The organism is Streptomyces sp. YS415 (genome assembly GCF_023544665.1).
Lineage (GTDB): Bacteria > Actinomycetota > Actinomycetes > Streptomycetales > Streptomycetaceae > Streptomyces.
The window spans coordinates 109,596-133,587 of the sequence record NZ_JAMJFL010000018.1; the positions used below are offsets into that span (position 1 = coordinate 109,596).

19 protein-coding genes are annotated in these 23,992 nt (G+C 73.7%); 9 read left to right on the forward strand and 10 right to left on the reverse strand.

What is annotated here, in order from left to right:
* Positions 1 to 98 precede the first annotated feature (98 nt).
* Genes M8H82_RS23030 through M8H82_RS23050 form a run of 5 tightly spaced genes read right to left on the reverse strand, consistent with a single transcriptional unit; the run spans position 99 to position 4,473 of the window.
* Positions 99 to 968, reverse strand: coding sequence for a biotin-dependent carboxyltransferase family protein (locus M8H82_RS23030; protein WP_250076820.1), 870 nt, complete (start codon positions 966 to 968; stop codon positions 99 to 101).
* Positions 965 to 1,591: an allophanate hydrolase subunit 1 gene (locus M8H82_RS23035; RefSeq protein ID WP_250076821.1), complete on the reverse strand. Its 627-nt coding sequence runs from the start codon at positions 1,589 to 1,591 to the stop codon at positions 965 to 967. Before M8H82_RS23035 ends, M8H82_RS23030 begins: the two co-directional genes overlap by 4 nt.
* Entirely contained in the window at positions 1,588 to 2,346 is a 759-nt protein-coding gene (locus M8H82_RS23040) for a LamB/YcsF family protein (protein ID WP_250076822.1), read from the reverse strand. The genes M8H82_RS23035 and M8H82_RS23040 overlap by 4 nt, the downstream gene beginning before the upstream one ends.
* 10 nt (positions 2,347 to 2,356) lie before the next feature.
* Positions 2,357 to 3,187: a putative hydro-lyase gene (locus M8H82_RS23045; RefSeq protein ID WP_250076823.1), complete on the reverse strand. Its 831-nt coding sequence runs from the start codon at positions 3,185 to 3,187 to the stop codon at positions 2,357 to 2,359.
* Positions 3,184 to 4,473 carry an MFS transporter gene (locus M8H82_RS23050; protein ID WP_250076824.1) on the reverse strand — a complete coding sequence of 430 codons (1,290 nt, stop codon included), beginning with the start codon at positions 4,471 to 4,473 and terminating at the stop codon, positions 3,184 to 3,186. The genes M8H82_RS23045 and M8H82_RS23050 overlap by 4 nt, the downstream gene beginning before the upstream one ends.
* Before the next feature lie 174 nt (positions 4,474 to 4,647).
* On the opposite strand from M8H82_RS23050, the gene M8H82_RS23055 reads away from it, so the two are divergent.
* The 4 genes from M8H82_RS23055 to M8H82_RS23070 all read left to right on the forward strand — a co-directional run bounded on the left by M8H82_RS23055 (position 4,648) and on the right by M8H82_RS23070 (position 12,666).
* Positions 4,648 to 5,343, forward strand: a complete 696-nt coding sequence (locus tag M8H82_RS23055; protein WP_250076825.1) for a GntR family transcriptional regulator — start codon at positions 4,648 to 4,650, stop codon at positions 5,341 to 5,343.
* Between the two features lie 88 nt (positions 5,344 to 5,431).
* The gene (locus tag M8H82_RS23060) at positions 5,432 to 6,958 is read left to right on the forward strand and encodes a hypothetical protein (protein ID WP_250076826.1); all 1,527 of its coding nucleotides are present in this window, start codon (positions 5,432 to 5,434) and stop codon (positions 6,956 to 6,958) included.
* 31 nt (positions 6,959 to 6,989) lie between these two features.
* Complete coding sequence (locus M8H82_RS23065) at positions 6,990 to 7,880, forward strand: hypothetical protein (protein ID WP_250076827.1); 891 nt, start codon at positions 6,990 to 6,992, stop codon at positions 7,878 to 7,880.
* A gap of 37 nt (positions 7,881 to 7,917) precedes the next feature.
* Positions 7,918 to 12,666 carry a hypothetical protein gene (locus M8H82_RS23070; RefSeq protein ID WP_250076828.1) on the forward strand — a complete coding sequence of 1,583 codons (4,749 nt, stop codon included), beginning with the start codon at positions 7,918 to 7,920 and terminating at the stop codon, positions 12,664 to 12,666.
* Positions 12,667 to 12,873: 207 nt separating this feature from the next.
* Here the strand turns inward: M8H82_RS23070 and M8H82_RS23075 are convergent, their stop codons facing one another.
* Positions 12,874 to 13,482, reverse strand: a complete 609-nt coding sequence (locus M8H82_RS23075; protein ID WP_250076829.1) for a hypothetical protein — start codon at positions 13,480 to 13,482, stop codon at positions 12,874 to 12,876.
* A 420-nt stretch (positions 13,483 to 13,902) separates the two neighbouring features.
* On the opposite strand from M8H82_RS23075, the gene M8H82_RS23080 reads away from it, so the two are divergent.
* The 5 genes from M8H82_RS23080 to M8H82_RS23100 are packed head-to-tail and all read left to right on the forward strand — an operon-like array spanning position 13,903 to position 18,354.
* Positions 13,903 to 16,743, forward strand: coding sequence for a nitrate- and nitrite sensing domain-containing protein (locus M8H82_RS23080; protein WP_250076830.1), 2,841 nt, complete (start codon positions 13,903 to 13,905; stop codon positions 16,741 to 16,743).
* A complete protein-coding gene (locus M8H82_RS23085) occupies positions 16,740 to 17,177 on the forward strand; it encodes a roadblock/LC7 domain-containing protein (protein WP_250076831.1) in 438 nt (145 codons plus the stop codon). The genes M8H82_RS23080 and M8H82_RS23085 overlap by 4 nt, the downstream gene beginning before the upstream one ends.
* Positions 17,178 to 17,186: 9 nt before the next feature.
* Complete coding sequence (locus tag M8H82_RS23090) at positions 17,187 to 17,582, forward strand: DUF742 domain-containing protein (protein ID WP_250076832.1); 396 nt, start codon at positions 17,187 to 17,189, stop codon at positions 17,580 to 17,582.
* The gene (locus M8H82_RS23095) at positions 17,579 to 17,752 is read left to right on the forward strand and encodes a hypothetical protein (protein WP_250076833.1); all 174 of its coding nucleotides are present in this window, start codon (positions 17,579 to 17,581) and stop codon (positions 17,750 to 17,752) included. The genes M8H82_RS23090 and M8H82_RS23095 overlap by 4 nt, the downstream gene beginning before the upstream one ends.
* Positions 17,749 to 18,354 (forward strand): ATP/GTP-binding protein, encoded by a 606-nt coding sequence (locus M8H82_RS23100; protein WP_250076834.1) that lies wholly within the window; start codon positions 17,749 to 17,751, stop codon positions 18,352 to 18,354. Before M8H82_RS23095 ends, M8H82_RS23100 begins: the two co-directional genes overlap by 4 nt.
* Before the next feature lie 77 nt (positions 18,355 to 18,431).
* Here M8H82_RS23100 and glpK read toward each other — a convergent pair whose 3' ends face one another.
* The 4 genes from glpK to M8H82_RS23120 form a co-directional block, all read right to left on the reverse strand.
* Complete coding sequence (gene glpK / locus M8H82_RS23105; protein WP_250076835.1) at positions 18,432 to 19,943, reverse strand: glycerol kinase GlpK; 1,512 nt, start codon at positions 19,941 to 19,943, stop codon at positions 18,432 to 18,434.
* A gap of 22 nt (positions 19,944 to 19,965) precedes the next feature.
* Entirely contained in the window at positions 19,966 to 20,691 is a 726-nt protein-coding gene (locus M8H82_RS23110; protein ID WP_250076836.1) for an MIP/aquaporin family protein, read from the reverse strand.
* Positions 20,692 to 21,021: 330 nt separating this feature from the next.
* The gene (locus M8H82_RS23115; protein WP_250076837.1) at positions 21,022 to 22,680 is read right to left on the reverse strand and encodes a GGDEF domain-containing protein; all 1,659 of its coding nucleotides are present in this window, start codon (positions 22,678 to 22,680) and stop codon (positions 21,022 to 21,024) included.
* Positions 22,681 to 22,801: 121 nt separating this feature from the next.
* Positions 22,802 to 23,992: a lipid-transfer protein gene (locus tag M8H82_RS23120; protein ID WP_250076838.1), complete on the reverse strand. Its 1,191-nt coding sequence runs from the start codon at positions 23,990 to 23,992 to the stop codon at positions 22,802 to 22,804.

Here is a 23,992-nt window from a genome sequence, read left to right on the forward strand (position 1 = left end):
GTCGCGCGGTTCCCCGCGGCCCCCTACCGGGTCAGCGTGCTCGTTCCCTGTGCCCCCCTACCGGGTCACCGTGCTCGCTCCTCGCGCCCCCTACCGGGTCACCGTGCTCGTACGGCTATGAAGCGGACCGGGGTTCCGGGCACCGCCTGGGCCGCGGCCGGCAGGTCCTGGGCTCGGACCACCGCGATCACCGGGTAGCCGCCGGTGGTCGGGTGGTCCGCCAGGAACACCACCGGTCTGCCGTCCGGGGGGACCTGGACCGCGCCCAGCACCATGCCCTCGCTGGGGAGCTCGCCGGGCCCGGAGCGCTCCAGCGCGGGGCCCTCGGTGCGCAGGCCGATGCGGTTGCTCGCGGGGGACACGCGGTAGGCGCGGGAGGTGAAGGTGCGTACGGCGTCCGCGGTGAACCAGTCGTCCCGGGGGCCGAGGGTCACGTGGAGGACCAGTTCCCGGGGCGGGGACGGTCGGGGCGCCACGTCCACGCGTGCGTGGAGGGCGGTCGGCGGGCCCAGGGGGAGGACCATGCCGTCGGCCAGGGGCGGGGGGCCCAGGCCGGACAGCAGGTCGGTGGAGCGGCTGCCGAGGACCGGGGCGACGGCGATGCCCCCGGAGACGGCCACATAGCAGCGGACGCCCTTGACGGCCGGGCCGACGTCCAGGACGGCCCCGGCCGGAACGTGCACGGGGGCGCCCCAGGCGGCGGGGCGGCCGTCCACCGTGACCGCGCAGGGGGCTCCGGCGACCGCGGCGACGACCGCCGAGCGCGGCCGTACGGCGACGCCGCTGAGCGTGGTCTCCAGGACCGCCGCCCCGGGCGGATTGCCCACCAGACGGTTGACCAGGGCCGCCGTGGGCCCGTCCAGCGCCCCGGAGCGGGGGACGCCGAGGTGGGCGTGGCCGGGGCGGCCGGTGTCCTGGACGGTGGTCAGGGCCCCCGCGCGGACGACGGCCAGGGCGCGGTCCGTCATGAGCGTCTCCTCGCGGCGGCGGGGACGAAGCGCACGCGGGTGCCCGGCGCCAGCAGCGCGGCCGGTACGCGCGTGTGGTCCCACAGCACCGCGTCCGTGGTGCCGATCAGCTGCCAGCCGCCCGGCGACGAGCGGGGGTAGACGCCGGTGTACGGGCCGGCGAGGGCGACCGAGCCCGCCGGGACGGCCGTCCGGGGGGTGTCCCGGCGCGGCACGTGATAGCGCGCGGGCAGACCGGTGAGGTAGCCGAAGCCGGGGGCGAAGCCGCAGAAGGCGACCGTGAACTCCGTGTCCGCGTGGATGCGGGCCACCTCCTCGGGGCGCACGCCCCAGTGCGCGGCGACGTCCGCCAGGTCCGGTCCGTCGTAGCGCACCGCTAGTTCGACGACCTCACGCGCGCGTGGAGGCGCCGCGGGCACCTCGCAGGCGGTGAGCTCGGACGCCAGCCGGGCCGGGTCCGGGATGCCGTCGAGGAGGACCGTACGGGCGGCCGGGACGATCTCACGGGCCGACAGCGAGCCCTCGGCGCGGCGCCGCAGCAGCTCCGCGTGCAGCGCCTGGGCCTGCTCGCCCGAGGAGACCTCGACGAGCAGGGCGTCGTCCCCCACGCGCAGCGTCCTCATGCGAAGGCCTCCACCCGGACCCCGGAGCGCTGGAGCTCTTCGCGGACCCGGCGGGCGAGGTCCACCGCGCCGGGCGTGTCGCCGTGCAGGCACAGGGAGCGGGCCCTGATCCGGATGCGCGCCCCGGAGTGGGCCTCGACCTCGCCGAAGCGGGCCATGCCGACCGAGCGGGCCACGACGGTGTCCGGGTCGGTGACGACGGCGCCCTCCCGGTCGCGGGGGACGAGGGTGCCCTCGTCGGTGTAGGCGCGGTCCGCGAACGCCTCCGTGACCGTCGGCAGCCCCGCCTCGGCGGCCAGCTCCAGCAGCCGGGAGCCGGGCAGCCCGAGCACCGGCAGCGTGGCGTCGGCGAGGAGCACCCCGCCGACGACCGCGCCCGCCTGCTCCTCGTCGCGCACCACCCGGTTGTAGAGCGCGCCGTGCGGCTTGACGTACGACACGCGCGTGCCGGCCGCGCGGGCGAAGACCTCCAGCGCGCCGATCTGGTACGCCACCTCGGCGGTCAGCTCCGCGGACGGCACGTCCATCGCGCGGCGCCCGAAGCCCGCCAGGTCCCGGTAGGAGACCTGGGCGCCGACCCGTACCCCGCGCTCGGCCGCCAGCTCGCACACCCGCCGCATGGTGACCGCGTCCCCGGCGTGGAAACCGCAGGCCACATTGGCGCTGGTGACGACGGACAGCAGCCGCTCGTCGTCGGTGAGCCGCCAGCGGCCGAACCCCTCGCCGAGGTCGGCGTTCAGATCGATCGAGGTCATGGATCTCCTGTCAGGCGGCGTTCAGCACGCGGTACTGCGCGTCGCGGGCGTCGGTGAGGAACATCTGGCCCGGCGCGTGGGTGAGGGCGAACGGCGGGCGGGACGCCGCGACGGCCGCCTGCGGGGTCACTCCGCAGGCCCAGAACACCGGGATGTCGTCCGGCGCGATCTCCACCGGGTCCCCGAAGTCGGGGCGACCGAGGTCGTCGATGCCGAGAACCGAGGGATCGCCGCAGTGTACGGGGCCGCCGTGGACCGCCGGGAGCAGGCTGCTCTCCCGGATCGCCGCCGCCAGGTGCTCCGGCGGCACCGGACGCATCGACACCACCATCGGGCCGTGCAGCCGTCCCGCTGAACGGCATTGACGGTCCGTCACGTACATCGGGACGTTGCGGCCCTGCTCGATGTGGCGCATCGGGACCCCCGCCTCGGTCAGCGCCCACTCGAAGGTGAAGCTGCAGCCGATGAGGAACGACACCAGGTCCTTCCGCCATTGTGCGCGCACGTCCGTCGGCTCGGCCACCAGCTCGCCGTCCCGCCACACCCGGTAGCGCGGCAGATCGGTGCGCAGATCGGCGCCCTCGGCGAGCACGGTCGTCCAGGACCCGGCGTCCGTGACGTCGAGCACGGGACACGGCTTGGGGTTGCGCTGGCAGAACAGCAGCATGTCGTACGCCCAGTCCGCGGGCACCGAGATCAGGTTGACCTGGGTGTGGCCCGCCGCGACCCCGGCCGTGGGGCCCGTGAGCCCCGCGCGGAAGCGGGCGCGGGCGTCCGCGGGCCGCCACGCGTGCGCGTGCTCGTCGACGAGGACCAGGGGGTGGTCGTCGGTGCGGCTCATACCAGCTCCTTCCCGCGCGTCTCCGGCAGCCCGAGCAGCGCCAGCGCGGCCAGCGCGTAGCCGATCGCGCCGAAGACCAGCGCGCCGCCCACACCCCAGCTGTCGGCCAGGAAGCCGACCGTGGTCGGGAAGACGGCACCCACCGCGCGGCCGGTGTTGTACGTGAAGCCCTGTCCGGTGCCGCGCACCGCCGTCGGGTACAGCTCGCTCAGGAACGACCCGAAGCCGCTGAAGATCGCCGACATGCAGAACCCGAGCGGGAAGCCCAGGACCAGCAGCAGGGTGTTCGCGCCGCTCGGGATGTTCGCGTACGCCAGGATGCAGAGCGCCGACAGCAGCGCGAACAGCCAGATGTTGCGGCGCCGGCCGAGCCGGTCGGTGAGGTAGCCGCCGGTCAGATAGCCGAGGAAGGCGCCCGAGATCAGGAAGGTGAGATAGCCGCCGGTGCCGACGACCGACAGGTCGCGTTCCGTCTTCAGGTAGGTCGGCACCCATGTGGCCAGGGTGTAGTAGCCGCCTTGGACCCCGGTGGAGAGGAGCACGGCGAACACCGTCGTGCGCAGCATGCCCGACCGGAAGATGGCGGTGAACGAGCCCTTTCGCGGGCTGTGCTCCCGTACGGCCACCGCCTGGGGCGCGTCCTGGACCCGGCGGCGCATCCAGATCACGAGCAGCGCGGGCAGCGCGCCGGTCCAGAACATCACCCGCCAGGCCAGATCGTCGTCGAGCAGCGAGAAGACCAGCGTGTACATGATCGCGGCCAGCGCCCAGCCCACGGCCCACGAGCTCTGGATCGCGCCCAGGGTGCGGCCCCGGTGCTTGGCGCTCGCGTACTCGGCGACCAGGATCGCGCCGACCGCCCACTCGCCGCCGAAGCCCAGGCCCTGCAGCGCGCGGAAGACCAGCAGCGTCTCGTAGTTCGGCGCGAATCCGCAGGCGACGGTGAAGACCGCGTACGTGACGACGGTGATCATCAGCGCCTTGACCCGGCCGATCCGGTCCGCGAGCACCCCGGCGAGGGCGCCGCCGACCGCGGACACCACGAGCGTGACGGTGGTGAACAGGCCGGTCTGGCCGCTGTCCAGGCCGAAGTACGCGGCCAGCGCCATCATGCTCAGCGGCAGCGTGAAGTAGTCGTAGGAGTCCAGTGCATAGCCGCCGAACGCGCCGGCGAAGGCGCGCCGGCCCCGCGGTCCCAGGGCGCGCAGCCAGCCCAGTGCGCCGTCGTCGGGGGCGCCTTGCGTGGTCGTAGGAGGGGCGCCGGTGGCGGGAGGGGTCGTGCTCATGTGCACCTCGCAGAGGGAGGACGAAGGGTGCCGGGAACTGAGCCGTGCCGTGCGGAACGTGACCGGACGCCGCGGTGAGGGAGGCGGCGCCGTGTGCAGCAAGGTAGAGGATTGTTGAACGATCCCTCAATACCCACGTTGTCTCGTTCTTGCATCTGCGATTGAATTCCGGGCATGGCAGAGCAGCTGACGGGACTGGCCGGCGACCGGGCCCTCCTCGGGCGCACCAGCACCGCCGAGCGGGTCGCCGACATCCTCAGGACCCGGATCGCCGAGGGGTACTTCCCGCCCGGCACCCGCCTGTCGGAGGACAGCATCGGCGGCGCCCTCGGCGTCTCCCGCAACACGCTGCGCGAGGCGTTCCGCCTGCTCACCCATGAACGGCTGCTGGTGCACGAGCTGAACCGGGGCGTCTTCGTCCGGGTCCTGACCGTCGAGGACGTCGAGGACATCTACCGCACCCGCGCCCTGGTCGAGTGCGCCGTCGTCCGCGGGCTCGGGGAACCGCCTTACGGCCTGGACGGCCTCGAGCAGGCCGTCGGGGAAGGGCAGCGGGCGGCACGCGAAGGTGACTGGAACGCGGTGGGTACGGCCAACATCCACTTCCACCGGGAGCTGGTGGCCCTGGCGGGCAGCCCCCGCACCGACGAGCTGATGCGCAGCGTCTTCGCCGAGCTGCGCCTCGCCTTCCACGTCGCGGACGACCCGCGGCGGCTGCACGAGCCCTACCTGGCCCGCAACCTGGAGATCCTCCAGGCCCTTCGGGACGGCGACCGGGACGAGGCCGAGCGGCTGCTCGCCGTCTATCTCGGCGACTCGCTCCGGCGGGTCGCGGAGGTCTACCGGCGCCGGGTGGGGGAGGACACCTGAGGAGTGCCGCGGTCTGCCGCGGCGGTGCGAGGGGCGTCGTTCTGGGTCGTTTGGGTTGTTGTCAGACCCAGGACCTAGTCTGTGCACCGTGACTTCGCCTGCATCGACGGACAGCGTTCCGCCCCAGCTCAGCGCGGGGCCGCGCCCCGCGCCGGGCCCGGCCGCCGACGAAGGCCTGGCGCGGCGCCTGCGCGCGCTCGCCTGCACCGCCCCGCTGCACGACCTGGACGCGCGCAAGGCCAACCTGGCCGGCGAGTACTCGGTGTACGGCATGGCGGAGGTGGCGCTCGCCGCCATCGACCTGGTCACCCTGAACATGGACTTCGACACGGGCGCCGACCACGACCAGATAGTGGCCAGGCTCATCCCGCGCATCGCCGCCCAGGCCCCGCGCCGGCCCGTCGCCGAGCACGAGCGGGTGGCCCGCTGGGTGCTGGAGAACCTGATCAACGTCGGCAGCGTCGACCGCGGATTCCGTGCCGTGTACGGGACCTTCACCCCGGACGGCACCTATGTCCGCCGCGACTACGACTTCAAGCTGATCGAAGAGGTGCCGGGCCCCGGCGGCACGGTGTACCTGCGGACGACGGACGAGGCGGTCAACGTCCTCGTCGGCGCGCTGGACACCGATGTCACCAGCGCCCAGATCGCCGCCGAGGTCAAGCTGGAGGTGCTGATCAGCCGCGGCCGCCTCGCCGACGCCCAGCTGGCCGCCGAGCAGGCCCGGTACCGGACCGTGCAGTACTCCGAGACCCTGCGCCGGGCCCTGGACGCGACCCGGCGCAACGTCCGCGCGGTGGACTGGCTCCGGACGGTGCCGGACATGATCGCCGAGGCGCTGGACCACGTCGCCGACCGCTACCGCCACGAGAACGCGATCCTCACCAACATCCGCAAGGCGCGGGACGAGTCCGAGGACCCCGAGCACAAGCGCCGGGCCGCCGAGCTCGTCGACATCGTCAAGGACTGCATCCGGCGGCACACCCAGCTGCAGTCCCGCCTGCTGGAGGCCGGGCCGCTGTTCCGCGCGGAGCAGGACCGGCAGGCCTTCGCGACGCCGATGACCAGCTCGGGGATCGATCTGTACGGCCACCTCGTCGCGCCCGTGCTGCCGCTGCCCGTGGCACAGGCGGTCCGCGTCACCGACGCGTTCTTCGGACGCGGGACGGGCCTGCGGACACCGGTGTCGGTGCGGGTCGGGGACCTGGTGGACATACTGCTGACTCCTCCGGTGGAGCGGGAGCACCTCGGCGCCGAGATGCCGGAGCCGGATCTCATCGCCACCCCGGACGACAGCCGGTTCAGCGAGGAGCAGCTCACCGCGGCGACGGAACTGCTGGACCTGCCGGCCGACGCGCCACGGCGCCTTTCGGGGCTGCTGGCCGAGGCGCGGCGAGCCGACCCCGAACTGCCCTACCTGGTGGCCCTGCTCGCCGTGCACGCGGCCAGCCCGGCGGTCGGGACCGCCTACCGGCAGGGCGAGCAGAAGCTGCTGTTCGCCGTGGACGACGGCACCGAGCTGGACGACCCGGAGTTCGGCGGGGCCGATCTGATCGTCGGCACCGCCCTGCTGGACGCGGCGGGAATGGCCGCGGACCGGACGGAAGCAGCATGAACCGAGTGACAGCACAGCAAGGAGCCCAACCGTGAGCGAGCACGTCGAGTGGAGCGAGCCGGAGGCCGCCGCCCTCTCCGCGAGTGCCGCCGTCACGCCCGCGGACGCCGCCGACGCGGCCCGGCTGGTCGCCTTCGGGCTCCAGCCGAAGCTGCAGCCCGCGCGGGACCAGGAGTACACCGAGCTGCTGCGGCGCTACCGCGAGGACCCGCCGTTCGCGCGGCTCGCGGACGCCGTGGCCGCCGGCCTCGGGCTGGTGGTGCTGGAGGTGTCCCCGCGCGCGGGGATGGCGGTGACCGCCGCCGAGGACTCGGTGTTCGCCGTGCGCATGGGCGACTACGCCCGGCGGACCTCCGCCGACTCCGGCGACCGCTTCCTGCACGGGCTCGCCCACCTCGCCGTCGCCGCCCTGGCGTTCCCGCGGCCCGAGGACCTCGCCGACGACGGCTACATCGGGCGCGTCTCCGTCAACGGCGTCGACGCCTTCGTACGGCAGGCCTGCCGGCGCCTGGAGGAGCGGGCCGAGGAGCAGGGCGAGAACACCGACCCGGCCAGCGACGCGCCCGGTCTGGAGGCCGCCTGGCGGATCTGGGCCAGACGCACCGCCACCGGCGCCACCAAGGACGCCCGCAGACTCGCCGGGTCCACCACCGGCATCGTCGGCAAGGCCGTCGCCTTCCTCACCGACTCCGGATTCCTCCAGCGCACCGGCGACGACAACGGCGGTACGTACCGCACGACCGCCCGCTACCAGCTCCAGGTGCGCGACATGGCGGGCAGCGCCGCCATGGCCGAGCTGCTGGAACTGGGCGTCGTCCCGGTCACCGACGGCACGGCGACCCTGCTGCCGCCCGAGGAGGGCGACGACCTGGAGCTGGTGGCCGACGCCGGACTGCCGTTCCACGCGCCCGCCCACTCCTGAACTTCCCCGCCCTGCCGAAGACTTACGAGAGTCCGCCATGTACGAGCTGTCCCGCATCCGCCTCTACTCCATCGGTCCCGCCGGTGCGCGCTACGCCGACACCGTGCTGGACCTGCGGGGCGTGGGCGAGCCCGTGCCCGACCCCGCGCCCGCGCAGGCGGAGTTCTTCGCGGAGGAGCCCGTCGGCCCGCCGCGCCGGCCCGCGCCCGCCGGCGTGCTGTTCCTGGAGAACGGCGGCGGCAAGTCGGTGCTGCTCAAGCTGATCTTCTCGGTGATGCTGCCGGGCCACCGCAACACCCTCGGCGGCGCCAGCTCCGGTGTGCTGCGCAAGTTCCTGCTCGCCGACGACTGCGGACACGTCGCCCTGGAATGGCAGCACACGCTGACCGGCGAGTGCGTGGTGGTCGGCAAGGTGAGCGAGTGGCGCGGGCGGCAGGTCTCCAACGACCCGCGGAAGTTCGCCGAGGCCTGGTACTCCTTCCGGCCCGGGCCCGGGCTCGCGCTGGACAACCTGCCGGTCGCCGAGTCCACCGCCGTACGCCCGTCCGCCGAGGGTGTCTCCGGAGCGCGGGGCCGGCGCCGCACCATGAAGGGCTTCCGGGACGCCCTCACCGAGGCGGGCAAGGCGTACCCGCATCTGGAGGTGCACTGGGAGGAGATCCACGACCGGTGGATCGAGCACCTCGGCGACCTCGGTCTGGACCCCGAACTCTTCCGCTACCAGCGGGAGATGAACGCCGACGAGGGCGAGGCCGCCGGCCTGTTCGCGGTGAAGAAGGACTCCGACTTCACCGACCTGCTGCTGCGCGCGGTGACCGACACCCGGGACACCGACGGGCTCGCCGACCTGGTCAGCGGGTTCGGCAACAAGCTCGGGCGGCGCGCCGAGCTGATCGCCGAGCGGGACTTCACCGCCGGGTCCGTCGATCTGCTCGGGCGGATCGTGGAGGCGGCCGAGGCGCGCTCCCGCGCGCGGGACATCCACACCGGGGCCGAGCGGCGGACCCGGACCCTGGCACGGCGGCTGTCCGCGCGCGGGGCCCAGGAGCGGGTGCGGGCGGCCGACCTCGCCCAGCGGGTCACCGCCGCCGCGTACGCCGTCACCCATGCCGAGGCGGGGCGGGAGCGCAGCGCCTCGATCGCCGCCGAACTCGCCTACCGGCACGCCTCGCTGGCCCTCGCCGCCGCCGAGAAGTCCGCGGCCGCGCAGAAGCGCGAGCTCGCCGAGGCCCGCACCCTGCACTCCGCCTGGCAGGCCGCCGAGGCCGTGCTGCGGCACCGCGCCGCCGCCGACCGGGTCGCGCGCGTGGCTGCCGCGATCCAGGAGGCCGAGCGGGACGCCGCCCCCGCCCTCGCCGCCCGCGCGAAGGCGGCCGTCGATCTCGTACGGGCCCTGCACGCGGCCGCGGAGAGCGCCGAGTCCCTCGCCAACGAGGGGGAGGAGCGGTCCGCCGCGCTCCAGGAGGTCGGGGAGGCCGCCCACCGGGACGCCACCTCCGCCGCCACCGAGGCCCAGCGCGCCCGCAGCGAGATCGGCCACCTCAAGCAGCGCCTGTCCGAGGTCGAGCAGGAGACCGCCGAGGCCGTGCGCGCCGGCTGGCTCGACGACAGCGCCCCCGACGCCGACCCGGCCCGCGCGGCCCTGGCCGCGAGCGACGCCGAGAAGAGCGCGGTCGCCGCCTGGGACTCCGCGCGGGATGCCTCCCGGCGGGCGGCGGAGCACGCGCGCGAGGCGGCCGCCACGGAATCCCGCGCCGAACTGACCGCCGCCCGCGCGGCCGACGCGGCGACGGCCGCCCAGCGGTCCTACGAGGCGGAGCAGCGGCTCGCGCAGGCCCTGGCGGCCGAGGAGCGGCTGGCCGAGCTCCTGAGCCTGCCGGGCCCCCTCGGCGAGGCGCGGGCGGGCGTGCCCGGCCCCCGGGCCGGGAGGGACGCCGTGTCCGGCGGGACGCCCGCAGCGGCGGTCGGCGGCAACGGCCCGCATGCCGCCGCCGGCGCCACCCCGCGCGCCCGGACGGCCGCCACCGGCGCCGGACAGCCCGTCGGCCCCGACGGCACGCTCACACCCGAGGAGCTCGACCGCTTCGCCGACGAACTGCGGGAACTCCTCGACGACGCCGTCTCCTCCGCCGAACGGCACCTCTTCGAGCTGCGGACGGCCGCGGCCGACGACTCCCGCATCCTCGGCGCCCTCGGCGACGGCGGGCTGCTGCCGCCGGGCCCCGACGTGCTGGCCACCGTGGAGTACCTAGGTGAGCACGGCATCCCCGCCCTGCCCGGCTGGCGCTACCTCGCCCAGGCCGTCGACCCCGCCGACCACGCGCGCGTGCTGGCGGCCCGGCCCGAGCTGGTCGACGGCGTCATCATCACCGACCCCGCCACGCACGCGCGTGCCCGCGAGGTGCTGGGCGAAGCGGCCCTGCTGCCGCGGTCCGCGGTGGCCGTCGGCACCGCCGCCGCCCTCCTCGCCCCCACTCCGGGCACCGACGCGCACCCCGGCGACGTCTTCCTCGTACCGCCGAACCCGGCCATGCACGACGAGCACGCCGCCGACGAGGAGCGGCAGGCGCTGCGCGCGCGGGCGGCCGAGCGGGACGAGGAGATCCGCGCCCTCGCCGCCCGGCTCGGCAAGGACCGGGAGCTCGCCGCGCGGCTCGCCTCCTGGCGCACCGGCTGCCCGGCCGGACGGCTCGTCGAGCTGGCCGAGGCCGCGCGGCAGACGCGCGCGTTCGCCGAGGAGTCCGAGGCCGAACTCGCCGAGGCGCGGGCCGTGCGAGCGGAGGCCGACGAGGCCGCCGCGGAGGCCGCCCAGGTCCGCGACGAGCGGCAGGAGGCCGCGCAGAAGGCCCGGCGCGCCGCCGATGCCCTCGCCGGACTCGCCTTCCGGCTGCGCGAGCGGGCCGGCTGGCAGGCCAAGCTGCGTGAACTCGCCGACGAGGCCGCCGAGTCGGAGTCCCGCGCCCAGGCCTGCCTGGAGCGCGCCCGCGCCGCCGACGAGGACCGGCGGGCCGCCCAGCGCGCCGCCGACGACGCCCGCCGCACCGCGCGGGCCCTGCGCGCCGAGCGTGCCGAGATCGCGGGCGCCCCCGACGACGTACCGGAGACCGGCGCCGAGGCGCCCGAGGCGTCGCTGCCCGCCCTGCGCGAGGCCTACCGGGCCGCCTCGCAGGTGTACGAGAAGGTCGGCGTCGGCGCCGATCTGCGGGCCGAGCAGGCGCGTGCGGAGAGCGACGAGAGCGCGGCGCGCGCGGACCTGGACCGGCTGAGCAACAAGGTCCGCACCCGCGCGGAGCAGTTGCTGCAGTCCCCCGACGGCTCCGACGGGCCGTCCCGGCAGGCGGCCGTCGCCCGCGCGGACGAACTGGTGCAGCTCCTGGAGACCCGGATGTCGACGGCGAGCGAGCAGCTCGGGCGGCTGCGCGGCGAGGCCGAGCGGCATGCGCCCGAGGACGGCGAGGCGCACGCCGAGCTGTCCGAGGAGCTCCAGCCGCGCGATGCCGAGCACGCCCAGGCGCTGCTGCGCACGGCGACCGCCGAACTGGCCTCGCGCGCCGAGGCGTTGGGGCAGGCCCGGGAGGCGCACGCCGAGCTGCTGGAGGCCCACCGCGCCGCCGAGGACGCCGCCGGCGGCTTCGACGAGCTGGCCGCGATGCTCCGCGATCTGCTGCGCGAGCACGCCCCGGAGGTGGATCAGGAGGAGAGCGAGCCCTATCCGGGCAGCCCGGACGAGGCCCGGCAGTCCGCCGCCGAGGCCCGCCGGTCGCTGCGCGGCTGCGCCGCCGACCTGTCCGCCGCCGAGGCGGCCGTCCGTGAGGCGAGCGATGTGCTCGTGCGGCACGCCAACTCCACCCGGTACGAGCAGGTACGCACCCCCGCGCGGCAGCAGATCCGGGAGCTGCCCGCCGCCGCGCTGCCCGAGCACGCCCAGAAGTGGGCGGACGCCTTCGCGCCCCGGCTGCGGGTCCTCACCGACGAACTGGCGCAGCTGGAGCGCAACCGCGACTCGATCGTGGACCGGCTGCGAGGGCTGGTGGAGTCGGCGCTCGCCACGCTCCGGTCCGCGCAGCGGCTGTCCCGGCTGCCCGAGGGCCTCGGCGAGTGGTCGGGGCAGGAGTTCCTGCGGATCCGGTTCGAGGAACCCGACCAGGCCACGCTCACCGAGCGGCTCGGCGAGGTCATCGACGAGGCCACGCGCGCGGCGGTGAAGAAGAACTCCGATCTGCGGCGGGACGGAATGTCCCTGCTGCTGCGCGGAGTCGGCGCCGCCCTCCAGCCCAAGGGGGTCGCCGTCGAGATCCTCAAGCCGGACGCGGTGCTGCGTGCGGAGCGCGTGCCCGTCGGGCAGATGGGCGACGTGTTCTCCGGTGGGCAGCTGCTCACCGCGGCCATCGCGCTGTACTGCACGATGGCGGCCCTGCGCTCGAACGACCGGGGCCGGGACAAGCACCGCCACGCCGGCACGCTGTTCCTGGACAACCCCATCGGCCGTGCCAACGCGACCTACCTGCTGGAGCTGCAGCGGGCCGTCTCCGACGCCCTCGGTGTCCAGCTGCTGTACACCACCGGCCTGTTCGACACCACCGCGCTCGCCGAGTTCCCGCTGGTCATCCGGCTGCGCAACGACGCCGACCTCAGGGCGGGGCTGAAGTACATCAGCGTCGAGGAACATCTCCGCCCAGGACTGCCGCAGCAGTCCGAGGGGGAGGACGCGGTGCACAGCGAGATCACGGCGACCCGGATGTACCGACGGCCCGCGGCTGACGATCAGCCGGTGGTGCGGCCGTGACGGTCGCGGGGGCGTCGTGATCGCCCCCGCGCGCCGGTGCAGGTCCGTGTGGCACACCCGGCGACCCGCTCGGTCGGCCCGCTGAACTCGGCCGCATCGGCCCGGCCGTAGGCGCTGTGCGGCCCCGAAGCAGTCCGGTCCTCCGTAGGGGCCGAGCAGTACATCCAGAAGGGTCGTGAGGTACCGGCACCGGTGTTGCTCCCGGCGTCAGGAGTGCGACAGCTGCCCCGCGCCGCGCCGCCCGTGTATCCGCCCCTGGCCCCGCTCGGTAGACCGGGCCTGGCGCCGTGCCTTGCGCCGCTCCCGCCGCAGCTGCCGTGCGGTGCTGGCCGGCGTCGACACCACGCCGTGGCGCTGGTTCCACACCTGACGGGTCACCCAGACGTCCAGCGCGGCCCAGGTCGCGACCACCGTGCTGGCCACGCTGCTGAGCACCATCGGGAACGCCAGCCACGAGCCGGCCAGCGTGCACAGGAAGGCCACCACCGCCTGCATCAGCGTCACGGCGATGATCAGCACCGCCCGCACCGCCGCCGTACGCACCGGGTCGGGCAGCCGACGGCGTCGCGCCGGTTCCTCGACCCACAGCGGGCGATACAGCGCCTCCGCGAGCGCCTCGTCGCGCTCCTCCTGCTCCGCCCGCTCCCGGGAGCGGGCGGCCCGCGGTGGCGGCACCGCCTTGACCTCCGGGCCCGCCGGAATCTCCCTCCGAGCCGCCGGAATGTCGAGATCCGGCGCTTCAGGACCCTCCCGTACCGTCAGGCGCGTCGCCGCACCGCCGTCCTCAGGCGCCTCGCGCCGCTGAGCCGTGCCCATCACCGTGTCACTCCCCACCGCCAGCAGACCGCTCGCTTCCGTGTCCGAAGACCCGGCTCCCCAACGGCTGCCCGGCTTGCGCTGTTTTACGCCGCCGGGAGGCGAGATGCGGCTCGTGTGGCCGATTCTGCCCCCGTTTCCCATGAAGAAGGACGAACGACCTCGCCCGAAGATTCCCAACGAGGGAAAAATTCCAGCCAATTGACATCGCGGACGAGCAGGGCCGGTCCCGGCGGTCGGCACTCGGATCCGGGAGGCAATCTCCCCCAATGGCCGGACAACTCCCCATCTCTCGCCCACGGTACGGAAGTTCAGCTTCCGGACGGCTCTTCGAGTTACCTGTGCGTCGGTAGTAGGCTCGCGCCGTTTGTTGACGCACATGTGTACCCCCGTCCGGTGGGGGTCGAGCTGGGGGAGGCCATGCGCTTTCGCGGGAAGTCCATCCGCCGGAAGATCGTGGCGTTGCTTCTCGTGCCGCTGGTGTCCCTCACCGCGATCTGGGGCTTCGCCACGGTACTGACGGGTCGTGAGGCACAGCAGCTGTTCAACGTGTCGTCCGTCGTCGAGGAGATCGGCTATCCCCTCGAGGACACGGTCCGTGTCCTGCAGCAGGAACGTCGGCAGACGCTTGTCCACCTCGCCGACCCGCGCGCCTCCGACGGGTTCGCCGCCCTGAGGCGCAGCCGCAGCGCCACCGACGAAGCCGTCGCCGAGATCCGCAGGAACGCCAAGAACCCCGACGTGCGCGACGCGATGGGCCAGGGCACGGACGAGCGCCTCACCGCCGTCATGGACGCCTTCGACGGCATCGCCTCCCTGCGCCGCAGCGTCGAGGACGGCACCGTCAACCGGGCCACCGCCCTGAACCTCTACAACAGCCTGGTCGAACCCTGTTACATCCTGCTCGCCAACCTCCACGTCGTCGACAACGTGGAGATGGACAAGGAGTACCGCGCCCTGGTCAGCCTGGCGCGTGCCCGTGAGCTGCTCTCCCGTGAGGACGCCCTCCTCGGCTCCGCGCTGATCGTCGGCAGGCTCACGCGACAGGAGCTCCGCGAAGTCTCCGACTACGCCGCCCAGCGCACCCTGATCTACGAAGTCAACCTCCCCCTGCTGCCCTCCTGGGAGCGGGACCGCTTCACCCGCTTCTGGAAGAACGCCGCGAGCGCCCCGCTGCGCGTCGCCGAGGAATCCGCCGTCTCGACCGGTCCCGGCACGCCCAGCGGTGTCACGGCGAAGAGCTGGGACGCCGCGGCCGGAAATGTCCTCGAAGAACTCGCCGAGCTCAACGACCAGGCGGCCGACCGCTACCAGGACCGCGTCCGGCCGGTCGCGATGGGCGTCATCGCCAAGGCCGCCATCGCCGGCGTGCTCGGTCTCGTCGCCCTGCTGGTCTCGCTGGTCCTGTCCGTCCGCATCGGCCGCACCCTCATCCGCGACCTGCGGCAGCTGCGCCTCGACGCCCACGAGGCGTCCGGTGTCCGCCTGCCCAGCGTGATGCGCCGCCTGTCGACGGGCGAGCAGGTCGACGTGGAGACCGAGGTCCCGCGCCTGGAGTACGACAAGAACGAGATCGGCGAGGTCGGCCAGGCCCTCAACACCCTCCAGCGCGCCGCCGTCGAGGCCGCCGTCAAGCAGGCCGAACTGCGCGCCGGCGTCTCCGAGGTCTTCGTCAACCTCGCCCGCCGCAGCCAGGTGCTCCTGCACAAGCAGCTCACCCTCCTCGACACCATGGAACGCCGGACCGAGGACACCGACGAACTCGCCGACCTGTTCCGCCTCGACCACCTGACCACCCGCATGCGCCGGCACGCCGAGGGCCTGGTCATCCTCTCCGGCGCCGCCCCCTCCCGGCAGTGGCGCAAGCCCGTCCAGCTCATGGACGTGGTGCGGGCCGCCGTCGCCGAGGTCGAGGACTACGAGCGCATCGAGGTCCGCCGGTTGCCCCGGGTGGCCGTCACCGGCCCGGCGGTCGCCGACCTCACCCATCTCGTGGCCGAACTCCTGGAGAACGCCACGGTGTTCTCCCCGCCGCACACCGCCGTCCATGTGCTCGGCGAACGCGTCGCCAACGGCTTCACCCTGGAGATCCACGACCGCGGACTCGGCATGGCCGCCGACGCGCTCCTGGACGCCAACCTCCGCCTGGCCGAAACCCCCGAGTTCGAGCTCTCCGACACCGACCGGCTCGGTCTCTTCGTGGTCAGCCGGCTCGCTCAGCGGCAGAACGTCCGGGTCTCCCTCCAGCCCTCCCCGTACGGCGGCACCACTGCCGTCGTGTTCATCCCCGACGCCCTGCTGACGGACGACGTACCGGACACCAACGGTCTCGGCTTCCGGCTGGACCGGCCCGGCCCCTCCAAGGAGGCCGAGCTGGAGGAGGCCCGCCGGCAGGAGGAGAGCCGCCGGACCGCCCTCGCCCAGGTGCCCGTACAGCTGCCCGGGCTGCCCACCCAGCTCCTCGACGGGCCGGTCGAGCTGGAGGCGCCCGTCGATCTGGACGCCCTGGGCGACTTCCCGGACGGGCTGGACGACGAGGACGGGGAGCGCGGCGGCCTCTTCCGCCCGCGCCGCTCCCACCTCGCCCGCGCGGAGGACCCCACCGCCCGCAACGCCACGCCGGATTCCACCGACCCGGACCATGCCGCCGCGGAGGACGACCTGGGCGCCGCGGTCGGGCTGCCCCGGCGCCGGACGCCGAAGCTGGTCAGCTCGCACGGGCGCCCCGTCACCGAGCAGCGCACCCGGCGCGACGAGGCGGAGGAGCACCCGACGGGCGCCGGCCGCCACGACCCGGCCGGCCCGGCACCGCTGCCCAGCCGGCGGCGCGGGGACGCGCCCCTGCGCCGCGGCCCCGGCGCCTCCGACCCGGTCGGCGAGCGCACCGGCCCGCCCGCGGGCCGGGACTCCTCGGGGGCGCCCTCCCCCCTTCCCCGGCGCACCCGGCGCGCGGAGATCGAGTCCAGCAACCCGGGCGCACCCGACCGGCGCCCCGCCCCCGTGCCCGAGCAGACCGGCTCCGGCACCGGGCCGCTGCCGCGGCGGGTCCGCCAGGCCAATCTCGCACCACAGCTCAAACGGGATCCCGCCCGACCGACCGAGGGCTCGACGGAGCCCACCGAGCGGGACGCCGACGAGGTACGCAACCGCATGGCCTCGCTCCAGCGCGGCTGGCAGCGCGGCCGCGAGGAGAACGCCGCGGGCGACGACGCCCCCAGCGGCACAGCACCACGAGGAACGACAAAGGGGGACGGTCGATGACCGCACCGAAGGCGACCGGCCACACCGCGACCACCGCGTCCGGCGAGCTCAACTGGCTCCTCGACGACCTGGTGGACCGCGTCGCCAGCATCCGCAAGGCCATCGTCCTCTCCGGGGACGGACTGCCGACGGGTGCGTCCAAGGACCTGACCCGGGAGGACAGCGAGCACCTGGCCGCCGTGGCCTCCGGCTTCCACAGCCTCGCCAAGGGCGTGGGCCGCCACTTCGAGGCGGGCAGCGTACGGCAGACGGTCGTCGAACTCGACGACGCCTTCCTGTTCGTGACGGCCGCCGGCGACGGCAGCTGCCTCGCCGTCCTCTCGGACGCCGACTCGGACGTCGGGCAGGTCGCTTACGAGATGACTCTCCTGGTCAAGCGGGTCGGGGTGCATCTGGGTACCGCTCCACGCACCGATCTGCCCGCGGGCGGGTAGTGGGATGACATGAGTGCAGACGGTCAGGGAAGAAGCCACTGGTTCGACGACGAGGCGGGACCGGTCGTCCGTCCGTACGCCATGACGCGCGGCCGCACCACCAGTGCGGCCCAGCACCGCCTCGACCTCATCGCGGTGGTCGTCGCGGAGTCGCGCGCGGACGACCCGGAACCGGATTCGACCCTTTCCCCGGAGCACGTGGACATCGTCGGTCTGTGCCGCGACGCCCCCCAGTCGGTCGCCGAACTCGCCGCCGAACTCGACCTGCCCATCGGAGTGGTACGCGTCCTCGTCGGCGATCTGGTGGACGGGGAACTCGTCCATGTGAACCGGCCCGTTCCCCCGGCGGAACTGGTCGACGAGAGCATTCTGCGCGACGTGATCAACGGGCTCCGGGCGCTGTGACCGGCGCGGGAGGCGGGGTCGCCACCGACGCCCTCCGGGAACGCGAGGGCGAGCGCACCCTCCTGATCGCCACCCGCGGCTTCCGCGACGTACTCGTCATCGAAACCCCCGGCGGCGGACGCTCCGGCACACCGCCGCCCGACCCATCAAGCAGGAGAAGAGAACGATGATCTTCGGGCGTTCTGAGCGCGGCAAGCCCCCGGTCGAGCCCGTCACGCTCAAGATCCTGGTGGCCGGCGGCTTCGGGGTGGGCAAGACCACCCTGGTCGGCGCGGTCAGCGAGATCAGGCCGCTGCGCACCGAGGAGTTCCTCACCGAGGCCGGCCGCCCCATCGACGACACGCGCGGGGTGGAGGGCAAGAACACCACCACGGTGGCGATGGACTTCGGCCGCATCACCCTGCGCGAGGACCTCGTGCTGTACCTGTTCGGGACGCCCGGCCAGGAGCGGTTCTGGTTCATGTGGGACGAGCTCTCCGAGGGCGCGCTCGGCGCCGTCGTGCTGGCCGACACGCGCCGCCTGGAGGACTGCTTCGCCGCCGTCGACTACTTCGAACGGCGCTCCATACCCTTCCTCGTCGGCGTCAACTGCTTCGAGGGGTCCGCCCGTTACCCGGCCGACGACATCAAGCGGGCCCTCGACCTCGACGAGGACGTCCCCGTCGTGCTGTGCGACGCGCGTGACCGGGAGTCCGTGAAGGAAGTCCTCATCGGCGTCGTCCAGCACGCCATGGCGTACGCGGCGGACCGCAGGCAGGCCGTCGCCACCTGATCCCGTGTGCGCACGGCCCGTACCCCCGCCGACCGGGGTACGGGCCGCGGCTCGTGGAGGGCCGCACGCGCGCGTGTCTACTCCTCGCCGTCCTCCAGCCAGCCGAAGCTCTTCTCCACGGCTTTGCGCCAGTTGCGGTACTCGCGGTCCCGCACCGCCGCGTCCATCGACGGCGTCCACTCGACGTCCCGCTGCCAGTGGGCCTTCAGCTCGTCGAGGTCGTTCCACACCCCGGTCGCGAGCCCGGCCGCGTACGCGGCACCCAGGCAGGTCGTCTCGGACACCCGGGGCCGGATCACCGGCACATCGAGCACATCCGCCTGATGCTGCATGAGCAGGTTGTTCTTCGTCATGCCGCCGTCCACCTTCAGGGTCGTGATCTGCACCCCGGAGTCCTGGTACATGGCGTCCACGACCTCGCGCGTCTGCCAGCTCGTCGCCTCCAGCACCGCGCGCGCGAGATGGGCCTTCGTGACGTACCGGGTGAGCCCGGTGACCACCCCGCGCGCGTCGGAGCGCCAGTACGGCGCGAACAGACCGGAGAACGCGGGCACGATGTACGCGCCCCCGTTGTCCTCGACGCTCGCCGCCAGCGACTCGATCTCGTCCGCGGAGCGGATGATGCCGAGCTGGTCGCGGAACCATTGGACCAGCGCGCCCGTTATGGCGATCGACCCCTCCAGGCAGTACACCGGCGCCTCCCCGCCGATCTTGTAGCCCATCGTCGTCAGCAGACCGTTCTTCGACGGCACCGGCCGGTTGCCGGTGTTGAGCAGCAGAAAGCTGCCCGTGCCGTACGTGTTCTTCGCGGTGCCCACGTCGTAGCAGGCCTGCCCGAAGACCGCCGCCTGCTGGTCGCCGAGCGCGGAGGCGACCGGCACGCCGGCGAGCTGGCCGACGGCGGTGCCGTACACCTCGGCGGAGGAGCGGATCTCCGGCAGGACCGCCTCGGGGACGTTCATGGCGGAGAGGATCGAGGAGTCCCACTGGAGGGTCTCCAGGTCCATCAGCATGGTGCGGCCTGCGTTCGTCACGTCGGTGACATGCCGGCCGCCGTCCGTGCCGCCCGTGAGGTTCCAGATCAGCCAGGAGTCGATGGTGCCGAAGGCGATCTCGCCGCGCTCGGCGCGTGCCCGGAGCCCGGGCACGTTGTCCAGCAGCCAGGCCGCCTTGGGCCCGGAAAAGTAGCTGGCCAGCGGCAGGCCCGTCCGGTCGCGGAAGCGGTCCTGCCCGTCCGGGCCGCCGAGCTGGCTGCACAGCGCGGAGGTGCGGGTGTCCTGCCAGACGATCGCGTTGTGCACGGGCTTGCCCGTCGCGCGGTCCCAGAGCACGGTCGTCTCGCGCTGGTTGGTGATGCCGAGCGCGCTGAGCTGGTCGGCGCGCAGCCCCGCCTTGGCGATGGCCCCGGCGACCACGGCCTGCACCTTGGACCAGATCTCGGTGGCGTCGTGCTCCACCCAGCCCGGCTTGGGGAAGATCTGGCGGTGTTCGCGCTGGTCGACGGCGACGATGGCGCCGTTCCGGTCGAAGATGATGCAGCGGCTGGAGGTGGTGCCCTGGTCGATAGCGGCGACGAACTTCTCCGTCATGACGTCCCCTTCGTGGGTTCCTTCAGAAGGCTGCGTTGAAGATGAGCCCGGACAGCGCCCCGCCGATCAGCGGTCCCACCACGGGGATCCACGCGTAACCCCAATCGGAGGTGCCCTTGTTGGGGATCGGCAGCACGGCGTGCGTCAACCGCGGACCGAGGTCGCGGGCCGGGTTGATGGCGTATCCGGTGGGACCGCCGAGCGACAGACCGATGCCGACCACCAGGAAGGAGACGATCAGGATCGCCGTACCGGACTGGCCGAGCCCTTCGGTCAGCCCGAACGCCAGGACGGGCAGCACCAGTCCGACAGTTGCGATGATCTCGGTGACGAGGTTCGCCACGGGCCGGCGGATCGCGGGGGCGGTGGCGAAGATGCCGAGGGTCGGCTGGGCCGTGTCCTCCTCCGCGTTGGCCTGGAACTGCGCGAAGTAGGCCAGCCAGCACAGCACCGCGCCGAGGATCGCCCCGACCAGCTGGCCGGCGACGTAGACATGGACCGTGTCCCATTCCCCGGTGTCGACGGCGATGCCCAAGGTCACCGCCGGGTTCAGATGCCCGCCGGACAGCGGCGCGGCCGTGTACGCCCCGGCCAGCACGCCGAAGCCCCAGCCGAAGGCGATGACGACCCAGCCCGCGTCCTTCGCCTTGGAGTCCTTCAGTACGACGGCGGCGACGACTCCGGCGCCGAAGAGGATCAGGATCGCGGTTCCGATGACCTCACCGAGGAAGATGTCCCCGTTGCTCATGGCGGCTCCTAGGCGCTGGCCCGGGGTGATCGACCCCGTTCCTCCGTGCAGGGTGCGTTTCCCGTGGCGACTTCAGCCGAAGGCAGGGAAGTCCCGCGCCCCGCCCGGCGTCCGTGACGAGCGTGCCGTCGTCGTCGCATCGCCCCAGGGGCCGGTTGTGGCTGGATCAGGCGGACGCCGCACGGGCGCAGTGCCTGGTACGCCGTGAATGTACGGCGATGTCGACTGACACCGGAAGTGTTCACCGGTGTCCCAAGGGCGTCAAGGTCGCGGACGGGAACGGTTGAGGGCACCTTCGTACGCTCGTACGCGGCACCGCCAGGCCCGGACTCAGCCCCTGCCCGGCTCCACGACCGCCCACTGCGCCTGCGTCTGCGCGGCGGCGGTCCCGGCTCCGCGCCGGATCTCATGGCCCGGCAGCCCCGCGCGGCCCACGACCCAACTCGCCCCCGGCAAGGCCTTCGCGGCCTGTTTCAGGGGCGCCAGACAAGCGGCCGCCTGCCGGTGGTCCAGGACGCTGCCGGGCGCGCACAGGACCGTCGCCAGGGACAGCGTGACGGGATGCCCGCCCGCCGACCAGGGGGCGTCCAGCACGGCGGCGGCCAGCGGATCAAGATCTTCCGGATCCGCGAGCACCAGGAAGTCGTCGCCGCCGATGTGTCCCACGCGCGTACCGCCGGACGCCGCGTGCTGCAACGTCCGCCCCACGGCGCGGATCAGCTCGTCGCCCGCCGCGAATCCCGCCCCGTCGTTGACCCGTTTGAAGTGGTCCACGTCGAGCCAGCTCAGAGCGTACGTCCGCCCGTCCGCGATCCGCCGGTCCACCTCGCCGGTGATCACGTCCGATCCGGGCAGCCGGGTCAGCGGATTGAGCCCGGCCGCCTCCTCGACCCGCGATTCGGCCAGCGCCCGCACGAGGTCCGCCAGCCGTACGACGCCCACGCACCGCCCGTACCGGTCCACGACCGCCACGTCGTCGGACGTACGGTCCCGGTCGCCCACCGCCACGACGTCCAGCACCTGCCAGGCGGTGGCGTCGACGCCGACCGTCCGCGGCGGATCGCCGAGCTTGGACGCCGGCCGGTCCGCGTACAGGGCATGGCCGTAGCGTCCCGACATCGACAGCAGGAAGCGGGAACGGTGCACCGAGCGCACGGGCACGCCGCGCGTGTCGACGAGCAGCACCCCGGACACGTCGGGTGACCCGGTCAGCAGGGTGCGCACCTGGCCGGCCGACGCGGTGGCCGGCAGCAGCGCGGCGGGCCGGACGAACTCGCGGACGGCCGGACCCGAAGGCGGGGTCGCCCCGCCGCCGGGGCGGCGGGGCGGAACGTATACGTCCGCGGCGGGCAGCCGGGCGGGTGGCGCGAACAGCTCACCCTGCGCCAGCTGCGCGCCGGCCGACACCGCCGCCGCGCACTGCAACTCGGTCTCGACGCCCTCCACGCACAGCAGCGCCCCCAGCTCGTCGCACAGCGTCCGCATCGCGCGTACGGCCGCCGAGCGCGCCAGCAGCGACGCGTCGAGCTTCACCAGATCCGGCGCCACGTCGACGAGCAGCCGCAGGGGTACGTCCCCGTCCCCGACGCCGTCCGCACTGATCCGGAAGCCCTGCTCCCGCAACCCGGCCACCGCCTCCAGCAGCGCCTGCTGCGGCACGTGCGTGTACGGCGGGACGATGTCGAGGGTCACCTCCCAGGGCATCCGCCCCACTTCCCGGACCGCCTCGGCCAGTTGGGCCAGTCCGCCGAGATCGGCGAGAGTGCCCGCGAAGACGTTGATGTGCAGCGGCAGCAAGGTCTCCTTGCGGGCCGCCGCCCGGACCGCCGACACGGCGAGGCCGCCGTCGAGTTCGGGGTCCCGCCGGGCCTCGGCCAGGATGTCGCCGGTCTCCGGACGGGCAAGAACCTCCAGCCCCGCCACTCCACCGGTCGTCAGATTGACCACCGGCTGAAAGGCGAAGCGGAGCGTGTCCGACCAGGAGTGCACGGCAGCATAATCGCGCCCCCGGCACGCACCCGAGCCCAGTTCATGAGACGTTCACGCAGGATTCCGGGATGGTCACAGAGCGTGCGCAGCCCCCGTGCGCGCCCCCTCTCCTCCGCCCGGGTCAGCGCACCGCGATCACCGCCGAGCCGTGCCCGAACAACCCTTGGTTCGCCGAGATGCCCACGCGCACGTGCGCGATCTGCCGCTCACCCGCGGAACCCCGCAACTGCCATGCCAGCTCACACACTTGGGCCACGGCCTGAGCGGGTACGGCCTCGCCGAAGGAGGCGAGCCCGCCGCTGGCGTTCACGGGTATGCGCCCTCCCGGGCTCGTCACCCCTTCCCGCAGCAGCTTCGCGCCGTCCCCCTCGGCGCACAGCCCCAGGTCCTCGTACCACTGCAACTCCAGGGCGGTGGACAGGTCGTAGACCTCCGCGAGCGAGAGATCGCCGGGCCCGATGCCGGCCTCCTCATAGGCGGCGGTCGCGATCGACGCCCGGAACGACTGGCTGGCGGGCTCCACCGCGACCGCCGAGTCCGTCGCGATGTCCGGCAGGTCGAGCACGGTGCTGGGGTAGTGCGGCGTCACCGTGGACACGGCGCGGATCCGCACCGGATGCGCCACGCCGTGCCGCCGCGCGAACTCCATGCTGGACAGCACCAGCGCGGCCCCGCCGTCCGAGGTGGCGCAGATGTCCAGCAGCCGCAGCGGATCGGCGACCGTCGCGGAGGCGGCCACCTCCTGCGCCGTGACCCGCTTGCGATAGCGCGCGTACGGATTCAGCGCCCCCATGGCGGAGTTCTTCACCTTGACCTGCGCGAAGTCCTCGGGCGTGTCCCCGTGCACGGCCATGCGCCGGCGCGCGTACAGCCCGAAGTACGTCGGATTCGTCGCCCCCAGCACCTGGAAGCGGAGCCAGTCGGGATCGTCGGGGCGATCCCCTCCTGCCGGGCGGAAGAAACCCTTGGGAGCGGCGTCGGCCCCCACCACCAGCACGGTGTCGGCGAGCCCCGCGAGGATCTGCGCCCGCGCGGCCCCGATGGCCTGCGCCCCGGACGCGCATGCCGCGTAGACGCTGGTGACCCGCGCCCCCTGCCAGCCGAGCGCCTTCGCGAAGGCGGCCCCCGAGACGTATCCCGGATAGCCGCCCCGCACGGTGTCCGCGCCGACGATGGACCGCACGTCCCGCCAGTCCAGCTCCGCGTCGGCCAGCGCGGCCCGAGCGGCCACCGCCCCGTACTCGACGAAGCCGCGCCCCCACTTGCCCCACGGGTGCATGCCCACGCCGAGCACCGCCACGTCCTGCGCCAT